General features: G+C 69.1%; 12 protein-coding genes. 10 read left to right on the forward strand and 2 right to left on the reverse strand.

What is annotated here, in order from left to right:
* The first annotated feature begins 50 nt into the window (after positions 1–50).
* The 5 genes from J2X46_RS19745 (at position 51) to J2X46_RS19765 (ending at position 4,246) form a co-directional block, all read left to right on the forward strand.
* Positions 51–1,427, forward strand: a complete 1,377-nt coding sequence (locus J2X46_RS19745; protein ID WP_310253600.1) for a TraM recognition domain-containing protein — start codon at positions 51–53, stop codon at positions 1,425–1,427.
* A gap of 16 nt (positions 1,428–1,443) precedes the next feature.
* A complete protein-coding gene (locus tag J2X46_RS19750; RefSeq protein ID WP_310253602.1) occupies positions 1,444–2,151 on the forward strand; it encodes a hypothetical protein in 708 nt (235 codons plus the stop codon).
* A gap of 6 nt (positions 2,152–2,157) precedes the next feature.
* A complete protein-coding gene (locus J2X46_RS19755) occupies positions 2,158–2,865 on the forward strand; it encodes a helix-turn-helix domain-containing protein (protein ID WP_310253604.1) in 708 nt (235 codons plus the stop codon).
* Positions 2,866–2,885: 20 nt separating this feature from the next.
* Entirely contained in the window at positions 2,886–3,635 is a 750-nt protein-coding gene (locus J2X46_RS19760) for a hypothetical protein (protein WP_310253606.1), read from the forward strand.
* A 113-nt stretch (positions 3,636–3,748) separates the two neighbouring features.
* Positions 3,749–4,246 carry a hypothetical protein gene (locus J2X46_RS19765; protein ID WP_310253608.1) on the forward strand — a complete coding sequence of 166 codons (498 nt, stop codon included), beginning with the start codon at positions 3,749–3,751 and terminating at the stop codon, positions 4,244–4,246.
* Between the two features lie 31 nt (positions 4,247–4,277).
* Here the strand turns inward: J2X46_RS19765 and J2X46_RS19770 are convergent, their stop codons facing one another.
* The gene (locus J2X46_RS19770; RefSeq protein ID WP_310253610.1) at positions 4,278–5,189 is read right to left on the reverse strand and encodes a hypothetical protein; all 912 of its coding nucleotides are present in this window, start codon (positions 5,187–5,189) and stop codon (positions 4,278–4,280) included.
* Positions 5,190–5,385: 196 nt separating this feature from the next.
* Between J2X46_RS19770 and J2X46_RS19775 the strand changes: the two genes are divergently transcribed.
* A complete protein-coding gene (locus J2X46_RS19775) occupies positions 5,386–6,012 on the forward strand; it encodes a hypothetical protein (protein WP_310253612.1) in 627 nt (208 codons plus the stop codon).
* A gap of 256 nt (positions 6,013–6,268) precedes the next feature.
* Here the strand turns inward: J2X46_RS19775 and mobF are convergent, their stop codons facing one another.
* Positions 6,269–12,154 (reverse strand): MobF family relaxase, encoded by a 5,886-nt coding sequence (gene mobF / locus J2X46_RS19780; RefSeq protein ID WP_310253614.1) that lies wholly within the window; start codon positions 12,152–12,154, stop codon positions 6,269–6,271.
* 259 nt (positions 12,155–12,413) lie between these two features.
* Between mobF and J2X46_RS19785 the strand changes: the two genes are divergently transcribed.
* The 4 genes from J2X46_RS19785 to J2X46_RS19800 all read left to right on the forward strand — a co-directional run bounded on the left by J2X46_RS19785 (position 12,414) and on the right by J2X46_RS19800 (position 15,269).
* Positions 12,414–12,803, forward strand: a complete 390-nt coding sequence (locus J2X46_RS19785) for a hypothetical protein (RefSeq protein WP_310253616.1) — start codon at positions 12,414–12,416, stop codon at positions 12,801–12,803.
* A gap of 152 nt (positions 12,804–12,955) precedes the next feature.
* Positions 12,956–13,597 (forward strand): hypothetical protein, encoded by a 642-nt coding sequence (locus J2X46_RS19790; protein ID WP_310253618.1) that lies wholly within the window; start codon positions 12,956–12,958, stop codon positions 13,595–13,597.
* Positions 13,594–14,742: a hypothetical protein gene (locus J2X46_RS19795; protein WP_310253620.1), complete on the forward strand. Its 1,149-nt coding sequence runs from the start codon at positions 13,594–13,596 to the stop codon at positions 14,740–14,742. Before J2X46_RS19790 ends, J2X46_RS19795 begins: the two co-directional genes overlap by 4 nt.
* A 5-nt stretch (positions 14,743–14,747) precedes the next feature.
* Entirely contained in the window at positions 14,748–15,269 is a 522-nt protein-coding gene (locus J2X46_RS19800; protein WP_310253622.1) for a hypothetical protein, read from the forward strand.
* Positions 15,270–15,286: the final 17 nt, after the last annotated feature.

A 15,286-nucleotide genomic window follows, 5' to 3' on the forward strand; every position in this document is an offset into this window, starting at 1 on the left:
GCGGCCGAAGCGGACCCGAACTGTGGGTGCCGTTCGACCGGACAACGTGCGTGATCGGTCCGCAGGGGTCGGGCAAGACTCTCGACCTGCTGGTGCCCGCGCTGCTCGATGCGCCCGGTGCCGCGCTGGTAACGCTGACCAAGCCCGAGGACCTGTTCCTCACCTTGGAGGCCCGCCAGAAGCTCGGCCCCGTGGCGGTGCTGGACCCGTTCAATGCTGCACCCGGAACCCCGGAGCTGGTGTGGGACTGCATCGCAGGTTGCGAGGACGCGATGCTCGCCGAGCGGCGAGCAAAGGCATTCGCCAACGGGACCATCAAGGGCGCGACATCCCAGTCCTCCGACCAGGCGGCCCGGTTCTACGCGGGCGAGTGCGCGAAGGTGCTCCAGGCCTACTTCCACGCCGCGGCGATCGCCGGCATCGGACTGGACGAGGTGCTGATGTGGGTCTCCAGCCCGCGCGAGTATCCGCAGGCCGAGGAGATCCTGCGGACCCACCCGGCCGCGGAGCCACTGTGGGACGGGCTGCTGCGTGGCGCCCTGTACGGCGACGAGAGGACCGCCGGCAACACGATCACGACCGTCCAGCAGGCGATGGCATTGTTCTTCCAGCGCTCGATCCGGGAACGCTGCGTGCCGTCCGCATCACGTCCGGCCACCGACCTCGAGACGCTGATCCGCGACGTTGGCACGATCTACCTCCTGGGGCGCGACGATCCCTACGCCAGTGCGTCACCGCTGATGACAGCGGTCACCGAGCAGATCCTCGACACGGCCAAGCGGCTGGGGGAGACCTCCCCGCACGGGCGGTTGTGCCCGCCGTTCCTCGCCTGTCTCGACGAGCTCCCTTCGACCGCGCCGATCCCGACGCTGTCGACCCGCATGGCCAACGAGCGTGCGCTCGGACTCTCCTTCATCCTCGCCGCCCAGACGTGGCGGCAGTTCGTGGTCTGTTACGGCGAGGACGAGGCCCGCACCATCTACGGACTGTCGAACAACCTGGTGGTGTTCGGTGGCGGCAAGGACATCCGCTTCTACCAGGAGCTCTCCGACCTGCTCGGCTCGACGAACCACACCGAGACCCGATACTCCTCGCGCGGGCACGAACTGTTCGGCGTGATGGACCGGTCGTTCGACCAGCGGCGGGTGCCGATCTTGGAGCCGGCCGAGCTGCGTCGCATCGAGCAGCGCAAGGCCCTGGTGCTGGCCGAGATGTACGACCCGATCATCGCGGACCTGCGCCGCTGCATCGACGGCAAGCGCGGCAAGGAACTACTGGCCGCGCAGAAGCGCGCGAGGCTCGCGGCCCGCAGTCACGACAACGGCGGCGCGGACGGGGAACCGATCCGGCCGATGCCTATCGAATCCACCCCGACGCCGACCGAGCCGGTCGCACGCACCCGGCAGCGGCTCGGGATGCCGAAGTAGAAGAGGAGCTGACGAGATGACGACCAAACAGCACCGCACTCACCCCTCCGAGTTCGCCTCCCGCGCCACGTCAGGGGGCGCGGGACCGACCGGCAACGGGATGATGCCGCTGGCCGGGCTGATGGTCCGCCCGTTCCCCGAACCCGGACCGTCGATCCGTACAGCGATGGAGCAACTGCAGCAAGCCACCATCGAACCGCCCGCCGATGAGGAAGAACTGCGCGAACTCGCCCAGATGCCGCGACCGTGGGACCCCGCCACGTGCACCGGACTGATGCGCACCGAACTGTGGGCGTGGCTGGACCTAGTCGCGATGTGGGTCAACGAGCAACACCTGTGGAACGTGACCCGGCCCGGCATCCCCGAATGCTGGCCCGCGCACCCGCACCTGGTGCACGACATCGCGGTGCTCGCCTGTAGCCGCTACTACACCAGCTTCGCCGTCACCCCGGCCGCCCTGGAGGATTGGCACCGCTACGGGCTACCAGGGTTCCTCGAACGGCTGCGCGACCGCCTCGGCGACGCTTGCCAGCCGGGCAAACACCAGCCCCGGCCCCGCCGCGAACGCGACGAGAGCCACGCCTCGACACCAGTCCGCATTGGCCGCAAGCAGCACTACCGGGACGACGTCGACCGGGCAGGGGAACTGGCAGCCGTCACGACGGCCGCCACCACTGCGCCGCCCGCCGACCCCAACCCCGACGACCTTCACGACAGGTGGTGACCCGCGATGACCACGCCCAACAACAGCAGCCGACGACTGCGGCTCGTCGACGAGCAGCAGCGGGCCGGCGCCGTCGCTCCCGAGCAGGACGACGAGGGCGTCACAGAACAGCAGGCGGCCGCGTTCGCTGCGATGGTCGCCAAGGCCAACCAGTCCGACCTCGAGCGCACGCTCAACCAGATGAACGCCGAGCAGCTGCGTTCACTGGCGCTGGCGCTGGCCTCCCAGATCAACGCTTCTGAAGGCGCATCCGGTGAGGTGGCCGACGTCGGACCGGATGGGATCTGTGCGATCGCGATCGCCACCGCCGCCCAGTCCTTCGGCACGACCCGTGATGCGGTTCTCAGTGCCGACCGTCACCGGGCGGTGACCGACGCCCGTGCGGTGGCCATGACCGCGGCCCGACGCGGGGGGCTGACCCTCCCCGCTATCGCGAGCTACTTCGGGAAGGACCACACCAGCGTCATGTACGCCCAGAACAAGGTCGCGAACAACCCTCGTCTCAACGCGGTCTGTGCTCGCATCGTCGACCAACTCGACGAGCACTACGCGGACCCGACCAGGATCCCCTCCCAGAACCCGGCCGCCCCGGAGAGCACGCGCAGCACGACCCTCCAGCTTGCCGCCCTCGACCAGAGCCGCAGCGACAGCGCGCGGCGTCACCACGACGAAGACACCCAGCGGCTCTCGCTCTCGTCCGCGCCGGCCAGGTAGGACCTTGGGGTTAGACCGGGATGCTGAACCGCGACCAACAGCAGTTGCTCGGGGCCCTAGGCACCGGGATGGCGTCCGACGCACTCCTTGACCGTCTCCGCCGCCGCGGGACGCTCGAAGGCGGCCGCTCATCAAGCCGGGCGGGCTGCTGGATCAACTACAACCGCGATGCGGTCCGCCTCGAAGACCACTCCGAGATCTACGTAGCTCTGCGAGCGGCCGGTGCGGAGAGCCCCACGGGCGGCGAGCAGCCGTGGCGGCGAATGAAGCCCACGGTCGTCGTGAAGGTGACGTGGGCCGAAGCCGCGGCGTACGGCGCGAGCCTTCCCCCGGAACTTCGCGACGAACTCACAACCCTCGACCGAGCCGAGCGAGACGAGAACCAAGCCTGGTGGAACTACAGCAACGAGCGGGGCGGATGGCCACATCGCCGGCGGTTCAATTCTGACGCCGAACATCAACGGGTTCAGGCCGAGTGGGACATCGTCTACGGGAAGCACATCCGTGCCCTGGGCGCGCTGTGGGAGCGACAGAAGGCAGCGATCTCGCGCGCGCTCCCGCTCACCGTCGACGACGAACCTGTGGACCTGCTCGAGCTACTCGACCAGCAGCCAGCCGCACAAGACGCTGTGGCATCAGCGCGGGCGGCCTCGACGCCGGTTCTGCAGGCTGCCGCGCTTCAGCGCACGACCGGCGGCGCTCGACCGCCCGACACCGCGGACGGGTGCCTGTTCACGATGCGGGCCGCCGACAGCGCACCGGGGCGCTGAACGACCGGGCAGCGTCGCGCGAGCACCGAGCTGGCCTCGGGGGACGGTCGGCGTGACCTGATCTGCCTCGCGCCGCCGAGAATGTGTCGGTGGCGATGTCTACCGTGGGGTTCATGCACCTCACGGCAAGCGAGATCGACCGGTTCTGGTCGTACGTCGTGAAGGGGCCTCGCGAGGCCGACTGCTGGCTCTGGACCGGCGCGATCGGCGACGACGGCTACGGCCGCTTTTGGGTGCGTTTTGAGCCCTATTCGCACCAGATGCAACAGCGCGTCCTTCGACCGCATCGGGTCGCGTGGGCACTCGCTGAGGGCGTGTCGATCGACCTGCACCCGGTTGTCGAGCATGTGGTGTGCGACAACCCGATCTGCGTACGCGCCGACGGCACGCTGCTCGATCACCTCGAAGGGTCCACCCAGGCGGCAAACCTCGCCCGGATCGCGCAGCACGGCCGTCGCGACTCGCGCGGCTACCGGGGTCGGATGCTCGGGAGGGAGGCGATGTACCGGCGGTCGCTCGCGCTGCGGGCCGCCGTGACAGGTGGCTGGGACAGCGAACGGATAGCCCGGGCGCTGGCCGCAGTCGACGACGACCAGATGGTGCTCTTCTGAGGTGGCGACGACCGCCGCCGACGGGTGACGGCTAACGCCGCCAGACCATCACCTTCTCGGTGTGCCGAAACGGAGCGTCTGGCGGACCTTTGACGTATGACGCGATCCATGCTGGGCGTCGCTCGGCCCGGCCTGGTCCGTGCGCGACCTGCTTCCAATGTCCTCGAACGACGAACCGGTGCGTGTAGGTCCGGCCCGTCTCGGTTTCAGATGTCTGTGTTGACGCATGGCGAAGGGACCTCAGGTCAACGAGCGTCACATCGGTTGGAAGCTTGTCCTGGCGGCCGCGCTCGGTCGGCCGTCCGCTCGGCGTGACGGCTCGCCTCTCGGCCACCGTTGGGGTCTGCATCATCACCCACGCTGACCCGATCATGGCGAGCAAGGCGCGGTGGCCAGGCTGTGCGAACTGGTCGAACTCGACGATCTTCGTCTCCGGAACCACGAGTGCCGTTGACGGCTCGAACGGTCCGTGGGAAGTCTTTGAGTCTCGCCTCCACATCAAGAAGACCTGGCTGCCCTCGAAACTCCACCACGTGATCAGGTCGACCGGCTGTGCCGTCGGCGCCCAGCCGGGGGCGTAATGGTCGGCAGGTTGCGCGTCGGACCCCGGCTCGACCGGAGGAAGTGGCCGCTCGAAGGCCATCACTCCGTGAGGGGCTGGTCGCTCAACAGCAGGATTGAAGAACGGGATGTCCGTTGACGCGTCCATGGCTGCCTCCGCCATGGCCGGACGCACCCAATACATCTCGGCCGCTCGGATGGACTCCGCCCCCTGGTAGAGCGACAGTCGTGCGCCGATCGCCACGTCGCTCAGGCCTCGCGGCCTCTTGCCGGCCTCGAGCAAGTCCATGAAGCGATCCCACTCGCTCATCTGGGACTCCCACAGAAGGTTCCTGATCGCGGGCATCGAATACGGAGACCAGTCGTTCTTCTTCCTCGGCACGAACACGAGGCTAGAGCCAACGTGCCTATAGCCGCAGGAGGGCAAAGTAGTGAGCGGCAGGGATTCCTACGAGATACGACGACTGACGAGCGCGGGCGCGCTTCAGTTGTAGCGCGGCTGCACGCGCTCGCGTGTGCGGAGGAGGAGCAGCGGCGGGCCCGATCCGGGTGAGCGTGTAGGCGGTACGTTGGCCTGCGTGACGTCCGGACGCCCTTGGCGTGATAGCCGTGTCGAGGTTCTTCTCGCGTCGGTGTCGGATCTAGGCATGTCGATGTCCCGAGCCGCCGCCGGCGAGTTGATCGACGAACGGGTGGCGTATGTGGCCGCCCAGATGCGGGTCAACGAGACGACCGCCCGCACGTACTTAACCGACGATGCCGTTCGGGGACTGGCGCAGTCTCTTGCGTTCAGCCTTGTCGAGGAAGCCCCAGGGGCTGACCTGTTCATCGCTCCGCGAGACGCGCGGCTCCCGGTCCGGCTTGCCGGCCGCGTCAGTGCGGGCCTCGCTGAGGCCATGCGGATACGGATAGTCGAGCGTGACGACCTCGAGCACACTCGCGACTCGGTCGCACAGCTGGCGCACGCAATTGGGGTCCTCGGCCTTGTCGTGGCCGACCAGGTGGCTACCGACCTCGAAGGCGAGCCATGGGTCCTGGCGCCAGCCGCGCTGCTGCACCGCCTGGCCCGCTACCTCGGGGCGGCGGCCGACCTGGCCGATAGCGGCCTGATTGGCTATGACACCGACCCCGCCGAGCGACCCGGACTTGTACGCGCGCTCCGCGACGACGCGGACATTCTCCGAAGGCTCGCTGGCGGTAGGTGATCTCCCGTGGCGCGGCGACGATGCGCACACTGCCGAACAGAGCTTCCGGCAGACGCCGGTTCTCGACGGCGGTACTGTTCGCCGCGGCGAACGAACCGCCTTCTGGGTCGGGTAGGAAATCGGCCCCCGCACCCCGCGCCGGGGCTCGAAGCGCGCTCAGATCGCTTCCTGGACAACTTTCGGGTCGAATTTGCGGCCCGTTCACTGCGCTCGGCGGGGCAATGTTGTGTCAGAGCGATTCTGAGCGGCCCGATGGTCAGCGGGATGGGCCCGTGTGATCGGGACCTGAAGGCGGCAGACCAGGTTCGCCGCGGCGGGGCGTGGCGGTGGTGGCCGCGAGCCGCTTCGCGGCTGCGCGCCGGCGGGACTGCGTGTCTGTCTTGGCGGCCTTCCTGCGCTCTTCGGCGTTGATCTCGTCGATGCGGGCTTGTGCGTAGGCCGGCCGGCTGCGGTCGCGGTCGATGCTTTCGGTGACGGTCTGGTGCTCGAGGATGCCGGGAGCGAAGTGCAGCTTGTGACGCAGCCGCTCGAATCCGTCGAGCCACCGTTCGGAGCCTCGGGAGGCGAGGATGCGGGCCGCCTGGTGGATGACCTTCTGTCGTACGTCGGTCTCGCTCCAGTGGCCGGCGGTGCGCAGCAGGTGGTCGATCATCGCATCACCGAGTGGTGAGGCGTTCTCAATGGCGGCGGCGATCGCGGCGGCGCCCTCGGTCTCGAACAGCTTCGCCGGGTCGAGGCCGTCGGGCAGTTCGAGTTGAGTGGGGTCGAGGTCGGCGGCGGTGAGGTGCCAGAAGGCCTTCTGCGCCGACTTCCACCCGGCCGGGTCGGAGTCGGTGCCCACGGCGATGCGATCGCGGCCATTGACCATGTCGATGTTGGCGCGCAGCAGCTTGATCTGGTTGATGGTGAGGGCGGTGCCCATCGGGGCGATGCCGACGGCGGCGCCGTTGCTGCCCAGGGTGATGGCCAGGGCGTCCATCGGTCCTTCGACGATGACACGGAGCGCGCCGCCGGCGAGGAGGTCGCGGGCTTCGGCGTACCCGAAAAGGGCCTCGCCCTTGGTGAAGACCGAGGTGGTGCGGGTGTTGAGGTACTTGGGTCCGGCGAAGTCGTCGTCGCTCTTGGTGGGGTTGCGCCGACCAACGAATCCGAGGATCGCCTGCCCGGTGGGGTCGTGGGGGTCACGGATGGGCATGACCAGTCGGTCGCGGAAGAAGTCGCGGTAATAGGTCGTGCCGTCGTCGCGTTCGCGCTGGGAGACGAGGCCGGCCTGCGCGAGTTCTCCGAGGGTGGCGCCCTGGTCGGTGAGGTGGCGCATCAGGCCACGGCTTGGTGCGTACCCGATGGCGTAGTTGTTCGGGTGGTCGGCGAGGTCGGTGCCCATGCGGTCGCGCATGTAGGCGGGTGCCCACGAGCGGGGGTAGCAGGACTCGAAGTAGGCCATGGCCCGCTGGTTGAGTTCGTGGATGCGTTCTGCTGGGAGCTGGTCGGGGTCGGGGAAGGCGTTCTCGGCGGTGACCTCGTCGTCGTGTTCCCACGGCAGGGGAGTTGCGTAGGGATCCGGAACGTACGGGAAGACGTCGTCGTGCGGCGTCGGGTCGTACTCGTCCGGGGGCGGCTCCCGGTCGACCGAGTCGGCGGCTGGGTCGTTGTGCTCGCCAGCGGCAGGGGAGTGGAACACCGGGGCGTCGTCGGGCTGGTCGCGGTAGAACGCGGCCATGAACTCGTCGGCGTCGTCGGGCGGCAGCATGTCGACGTCGACGGGGATGTCGCCTTCGGGGTAGGGCGCTTCGTCGTATGGCTGTGGCGCGTCGGTGGGCTGGTCGGTGAGCATGGCGATGCGCAGCACGAGCGCGTCGGCAATCTCGACGCCGGTGAGTGAGCCGTCCTGCGGTACGCCGGCGAGGGCGGTGGAGAGGATCTCGGTCGGGCTCCAGCCGTGGTGCTGGCATGCCTCGTCGACTGCGGCGACGAGCGCGGGCCACGCGGGTGCCTTCTGCAGATAGTCGGCCTTGCTTGTGCCGACGAGGTCGGCCAGGGCGGGCCGCCAGCCGGGCTGGAGCAGGTTTGCGGAGTGCTCGTCGGCGGTGAGCGCCGCCGGACCCAGGTGTGGCATGAGTCGCCACCACAGGGCTGCGGCGTGCTGCTCATCGGGGAGGGGGCGGGCAGGAGGCTGCTGGGGCCACCGGGTGGGGTCGGATGCGAGTGCTTCCTTGATGTAGTCGGTCACGGGTAGGCCCGCGCGTTCGAGTCGGGCGAGGCGCTGGCACAGGGGAGTGATCCATGGGTCGGCTCGGACGACCTCGGGCAGCGCCTGGTACCAGCTGCGCTGGGAGAAGGGGTAACTCGGTCGCGCGGAGCGGACGGCGCGGTTGAGTCTGGCCTGGTGAGCGCCCGGTGCGCCGATCCTGCGGTCGCCGGTGGGTCGCAGGTCGTTCTCGTCGGTGCGGGCCACGGCCCGCCACACGGCGAGGTCGGCCCGCAGTTCGGCGTCCTCTTCCTCGAGGAAGGGCTGTGCCCACGCGGGTGCGGTGGCTCCGGTCCAGCCGCGTGCCTGCTCGCGGACGGCGTCGATCTGTTCGTGTACGAGCTGGTGGTAGGCGCTCGCGAATGGACCCCAGTCGTGGGCGCCGGCCAGCCGGGCGGGAATGGCAGGCAGCCATGGGAGCGGCCCGGCGACGGGTGGGGGAGTGTTGGGGTCATGTGGCCGGACGGGGCTGAGTTCTGCAACGAGGTCGTCGACGCGGGCGTCCAGCACGGCGGCGGGGTCGCGGGCGTCGGCCAGCGATCCGGCACCGACCGCGGCGGTCAGCAGCTTGAGCGGGCTGTGCTCGTCGAGCGCGATGAGTGCGAGGTGGGAACGCAGGGTGGGCCATGCGGGTGCCTCGGTGAGCCCGGTGAGGAGTGCTTCGGCATGCTTGTCGATCTTGTCCATGCCGACGGGACCGATCAGGTGTTCGGCGCCGGCGGTGACAGCGTCGTGGTAGCGGGCGGCCCTGTCGCCGAGCAGCTGGTGCGGGCTGGTCTGCTCGCGCAGTGCGGTGGTCGCCGAGACGGGCGACCCGTCGCGGCGAAGCATGTCGGCGATCCGGTCGAGCGCGGTGGGCGGGATGAGCGCGTCGGGCCGGATGAGGTTGTGGGGGTCGCCGTCGCTGGCGACGTTGAGGTAGAGGTGGTTGGCGAACTTGCCGCGGGAGAGCGCGACGTAGAGCAGGTTGCGGTCCTCATCGCCGGTGAGGACGACGTGGCAGGTGCCGGTGGTGATGCCCTGGGCGCCGTGCACGGTGGTGGCGTAGCCGAGTTGGACGGTCTGGGCGACGTAGTCGGCGGGCAGGGTGACGGTGTTCCCGATCGCGTCGTGCTTGACCTTTAGGGAGCCGTCGCTGTTGACGTCGACGACGGTCCACCGGTCACCGTTCTTCACCCAGTCGGTGCGGCTGATACGTAGGTGGCGGTCGTTCTCGCGGGTGATGATGCGGTCGCCTTCGGAGACCTTGGTGCCGTCGGCCAGCGTCAGGACGCGACCAATCTCGCTCGCGTTGAGTTCGGCGAGGCGGTCGTTGCGGGCACGTGTGTTGAGTTCGGCAACGAGATCGCGTGTGGGTGCGATCAAGATCGAGTCGGAGTCTGGCTCGCCACGGGCTCGGTCGGCGGCCCAGGCGGCGTAGGCCTGGTCGGCGCAGGAGCCGAGGTCGCCGACGTGGATGCGGCCGCGGTCGGCGTAGAACGCGATGGCCGAGGGGTCTCCTTCGCGCAGGGCGAGGGTGGCGGCGGCTTCGGCGTGGTTGAGGCTGCCGTCGGGGTTGCGGAAGCGATGTACTTCGCTGAGGGTGACGGCGCCGATCTGGTGGGCGATGTCGCGCAGTACGCCGCCGGCGGCGACCGAGGCGAGTTGACGGTCGTCCCCGACGAGTCGGACCTGGCCGCCGCGGGAGGTGATGTAGTCGATCGCGGCCGCCAGGTCGGTGGTGGCGGCCATGCCTGCCTCGTCGACCAGGACGAGGGTCTTGGAGTTGATGCGTTCCATCCACGCGGGCGCGCCGCCGTTTTTGGCGTGCCACACGAGCTTGGCAAGGGTGTCGGAGCGGACCTTCTTCCGACCCGGGCGCCACGGCCCGTTGAGTCGTCCCTTGCCGTCTGCGGTTGCACTGTCGGCGGTGTCGGGGTTGATGGAGGCACCGAGTTCTTGGGCTGCGACCGCGGAGGGTGCGAGGCCGATGACGGTTCCGCCGGAGTCCTGCCAGGCGCTGGTGAGGACCTGCATGGCGGTGGTCTTCCCGGTGCCGGCGGGTGCGAGGGCGAGTTGAACCTCGCGGCCGCTGGTTGCCATTTCGCGGACCAGGGACTGCTGGGCGGCGTTGAGTTGGAGGTTGTTGGCGGCGGCTTCGGCGATCGCGATGCCGACGCGAACCTCGCTGATCGTGCGCCCGCCCGTGCGCTTGGCAGCTTCAACGATGCGCCGTTCGGCGTCGACGACCGCCGGGGACGTGTACTGCCGAGCGCCGGCAAGGCTGTAGACGCTGACGACCTCCTCCCCATCGGGGCCTTGCTCGGTGCGCTGCAACGGCTCAGGGATCGTGACGTCGCGCGCGGCCGCGGTGGCCGCATTGGTGAGCGGGTCGGGGTCGTTGAAGGCGATGGAATGCGCCCTCATCGCGGTGGCCACGACGCGGTCTACGGCGCTATCGAGGTCGGGCAGTCGTACGCCGTGGGAGCGGGCTTGGCGCTGTGCCTCGGCACGCAGGTGCCAGATCTGCCAGGTTGCCCGGTCCTCCGAAACACGTTCGACGACTGCTCGCGCGGTCTCATCAACCCACTTGTCGGTGACGGCTTGGGCGGCGGTGCGGTGGCCGAGGCAGTCGTCGACCATGCCGTGGACGGCCTGTTCGCTGCCGAGGATGTCGATGGCCTCGCTGCGCCAGGCGGTCCGCTGGTCGGCCTCCGAGCGGGGTGCGTGCTTGGCCTGGCGGGTCTGTTCCCACGCCTGCTTCTTGAGTGTGACGGCCTCGCCTTCGGTGGGCGGGCGGCCGTGCTCGGCTTGGAAGGCTGCCGCGAGTTCGCGGCGGCGGGCCTCGATCTGGGTGTCGCGTTTGGACCAGGTCTTGGCCAGCCGGTCGTCGACCCCGACGACTTCGCGCACCGGACGCTTGTCGACGCCCTTCTTCACTCCGTTGCTGCGGTTCTCGAACCTCACGCCCAGGCGTGCGATCAGTTCGGACTCCAGGAGCGTGTTGTACATCTCCGAGAGCGTGACGTTGGCCTTGAACAGCACCCGTCCGTCGACCGCGAGCCACTTGCCGTTCTCGTCCTTAACCTTGTTGCTGACCGCGACATGTGTGTGCAGGTGAGGGTCGGACGAGCGTGCGTCGCGGTGGGTGAACATGCCCGCGATCAGTCCCTTCGCCTTGACCTGCTGGACCCCGTCGCGGCCGCGACGCGTGAACAGGACCTCCTTCTCAAGCCACGTCAAGGTGGCCTCAACGGCGGCGTGGTGGGCGGCCTCGATCTCCTTGGCGACGTCCCGGTCAGCGAGTGCCCACAGTGTCGAGACGGACTTCACTGGTGTGAAGGTGAGGTCGTAGCCGGCCACGGCGGTCGTCTGCTGCCGGGTGGCCTTGGCCATGAACGAGGCCCGCTCGCGGTCGTCGATCGGCTCCCGGTCGTGCTCGCGGACGAAGAACTCGTTGCCCAACTCGGTGCGGATCCGGGCACGTTCCTCGGCCGGGACCGGGGTCTTCCAGTGCTCCCCCTGGGCCAGGTTGTAAGCGATGTAGCGTCGCGCGGTCTCCTGGATGAACTCGGGCTGGTTGCCCAGGTAGCGAGCGAAAACGCGCCCGAGCTGTGAGGCCTTCTTGGCCTCGACGAGGCTCTTCCCGGCGGCTTCAGCGGCTTCTTCGAGTCGTTCGGCGTCCGGGTGGCGGCCCTCGCCGAACAGGTTCTGCATGTGCTTCTCGGTGACTTGCGAGCCGACTTCGAGGTCGAGTGCGGACAGCCCGGCGCCGAACCAACGGCCCGGGGACTCGCCCTTCTCGGCGTAGTAGTCGGCCAATCCGGCGTGCCCACGGTCGGTCGCATCGTGCGCGGCGACCTGACGGGTCAGGTACGTGTACCCGTCTCCCGCGGTCAGCTTGTGCACACCCATCACATTGCTGAGAAGCAACCACGGCGAGCCGAAATCGGACACCGGCCGGGCACCCAATCCGGGAATGCATGAGGTCCGTGGTTTGGGGTGAGCGGTTCGGAAGTTTCAAAGTCGGGTGAGTCGCGCGGGTTTCGGTGGTTCGGAATTGGTCGGTCTCGGGATGTCCGATCTGGGGCGGTCGCGGTTGCTTCTCGTCTGTGTAAGGGGGTCGCGGTGGATTCCGTGACCACGTGGACGAGCAAGGAAGTGGTGGTCCCCAGTGGGCAGCAAGGCGAATCAGGCACAGGCGGTACGCGATCGGGCGCGGGACGCCCGCCTCAAGGCGGCGCGCGAGCGCCGGCTGCGGCTCGACCCGGACCAGCTGGCGCGGGAGCGGCGCATCGACGAGGCGTCGGTCGACGTCGAGGTGGCGTGGGAGGACCGGGCCCAGGCGGAGCAGGCGATCAAGGACGCCGAGGTCGCGGCCGCGGCCGCGATCAAGCGGCTCCTCGCGGAGAAGCTCGCGGTCAAAGAGATCGTGCAGCTGACCGGGCTGGACCAGGCGACGATCCGGCGGCTGCGGCAGGTCGACGCAGACACCGGAGACGACTCCAGCGCCTCCGAGGACACCGCCACCGGTGCTGAGCCGGCCGGCAGCCAGGTCGCGTGATGTCGACCGGCCAGGACTCAGACCGCGACATCGTGCACACGCGCGGACAGCTGGAGTCCCTACCCGTGGGCACGACCCTGGTGGACAAGAGCGGGGTGGGCGGCGGTCCGGCGCTGCTTCGACTTCGCGGACAGCGCTGGCGGTGAGCAGTGATGTCCGGTCAGGATGACGGGACCCGCGAGTACGCGGTCCGCGAGCTCGGCGAGGACGCGGTGCGCGCGCTCGAGGTCGAGTTCGTCAAGACCCAGGCGGACCGCCTCAGCCCCCGAGCCTTCGAGGCCATGGGTATCCCCACTGCATCGATCCTCGAAGGGCTCAAGGCAGGCACGCCCGCGCCGACACGTCCGGAGAACGACGGTTTGTCGGTCCGCGCCCGCGGGCGCCTGGATCAAGCGGTTGCCTGGAGCAGGGGGAGGATCACTTACCGCCGGCCGATGACCGGGTCAGCGGGCGAGGTGTCGGTGCAGATCGAGGCGAGCCCGGCCGATGGCCAGGGAGCACCACAGGCCAAGCCCGCTGCGGTCAAGTTGACTCGCCACTCAGACGGCGGGGTGTCGCTCCAACTCAACAACCACGAGCGACCGGTCCCCGGAACCGATGAACAAGCGGCGGCCGCGCTCGGTATCGACCTGGACGCGTGGATGCACAGCCGCCGATCGATCGAGCTCGGGCTGAGCGCCGTCGCAAGTCAACGGCCGGCGCTGAGGCCACCGGACGTCAGCGTCGCACGGCCCGAGGATCGCGCCGCCCTCGCGCCGAGAATCGGTATCGGTCAGCAGGGAGCGGCACGGTGAGCACTCAACCGACCCTGGTGACGTCTCGTCGGCGCCAGCACCAGCTGCTGCGGCTGTGGTCGCACTGGTCGCTGACATCGATCCTCCTCGACCCCTCGGAGGTCTCCCGCGTCCGGGACTCCTGGTCCGCCACCCATCACCAGGACCCCGAGACGGGGGAGCGGATCGCGGACTGGTCGGAGGGCGACGGGCTCGGGTTCGGCGTCTCCGTCGGCTGGCACCGCCCGCGGGAGGTCATCAGCTGGTCGGACATCGAGGCGATCGCCAAGGAGGTGCCCGACGAGGTTCGCGAGCAGCTCGTCGAGTGGCGGCAGCGGTTTCGCGATCACAGCAGGACGTACCCGCGGTTCGCAGCCAGTGCGGAGGCCATCGGCTGTGGGCCGATCGTCGAAGGCAAGCCGCTCACGACTCGCCAGGAGGCGTATCTCCGCGAGCTCGAGGCCTTCGACGCCAGCGGCGTGCTCCCGGCCTGGGAGCAGAAGAAAGCGGGCCTCGACGCCGAGCGGCTCGAGCTGCACGAGCGGGCGCTCTCGGCCGTGCTCGACCAAGAGCCGGCCGATCTCCTCGAACTACTCGAGGACCACTACCTCGGCCAGGCGGCAGTCGAGGCGCCGACCAAGCCGAAGGGCGAAACCCGAGCACCGGACGCCACTCGGACGGCCGGTCACAACCAGGAGGCACCGATGCGGATCCGCAACTACACCGACCACCAGCGCACGGCGTTGGAGAACCTGCGGCTGCCTGACCAGTTCACCTTCATCTGTGAGCGGCAGACGGACCACTGCTCCGAACGCGTCATTCTCGTGTACTCCGAGGGAAACCGCCACGACTCGGTGGTTCTCGACGTCGACGACCGCTCCCGTGGCTACCTCGATGCAGGCGCTGCTGTTCTCGTCGCGCGTGCGCAGCGGCGCTACCACCGCCAGGCGCACGACTCGAGGTACACCGAGTCCGCGCGGGAGATGAGTGCCCGAGCGGCCGGTGCGCTGAACGGTTGGCTCGACACTCACCCGAGCCTGGAGGTCAAGGCATGGCAGACCGCGCAGGCGCTACGTGGCCGGCCGGGTCTCGCGCCCATGAGGCCGGCGTCCCCTCCACAGCAGCCGGTCGCGTCGATGGCTGAGCCGGGTGGGCCTGCGCGATGAGGTTCATGAACGAGTACGACCTGGAGTTCGCGCGTGGCCGGTTCGGGCGTGGCCGCACACCCAGCCGTGCCTACCTCACTGCCGTGGTGACCCAGCTGGCTGATTGGGCGGACGCCAACTCAGACGGGTGGGCGTATTGGCCGAAGCCGACACGGGCTGCCGCGGGGGCGATGAGCCTGATCGACTCATCCACGTTTGAGGAGAACGAGCGTCAGGAGTCCGTCGACGTGACCGAGTCGGACGTGCGGGATGCCGTCCGACCGATCCGGACGTTCCTGGAGCGCCACGGAGCCGACCCTGAGGCCGTCCTTGGCGGCGAGCATTACCAGCAGTGGCGAACTGAGGTCGACGAGCAAGGAGCGCTGTTCGACCTCGCCGCCGCTCGCCCCCCGGCTCTGCGCCCCCCGATGCCGCAGTTGGCCGCACAGGCACACATGAACCGGCCGGCGCTCCTGCCGCCGGCGCCGCGGCCGCGTGAGGCGGTCGAGCTGCGGCGGCCGGCGCCTGCGACAGGGGTGGCGCGATGAAGCCGCGACCTGAGGCG

Source organism: Nocardioides sp. BE266, from assembly GCF_031457855.1.
Classification (GTDB): domain Bacteria; phylum Actinomycetota; class Actinomycetes; order Propionibacteriales; family Nocardioidaceae; genus Nocardioides.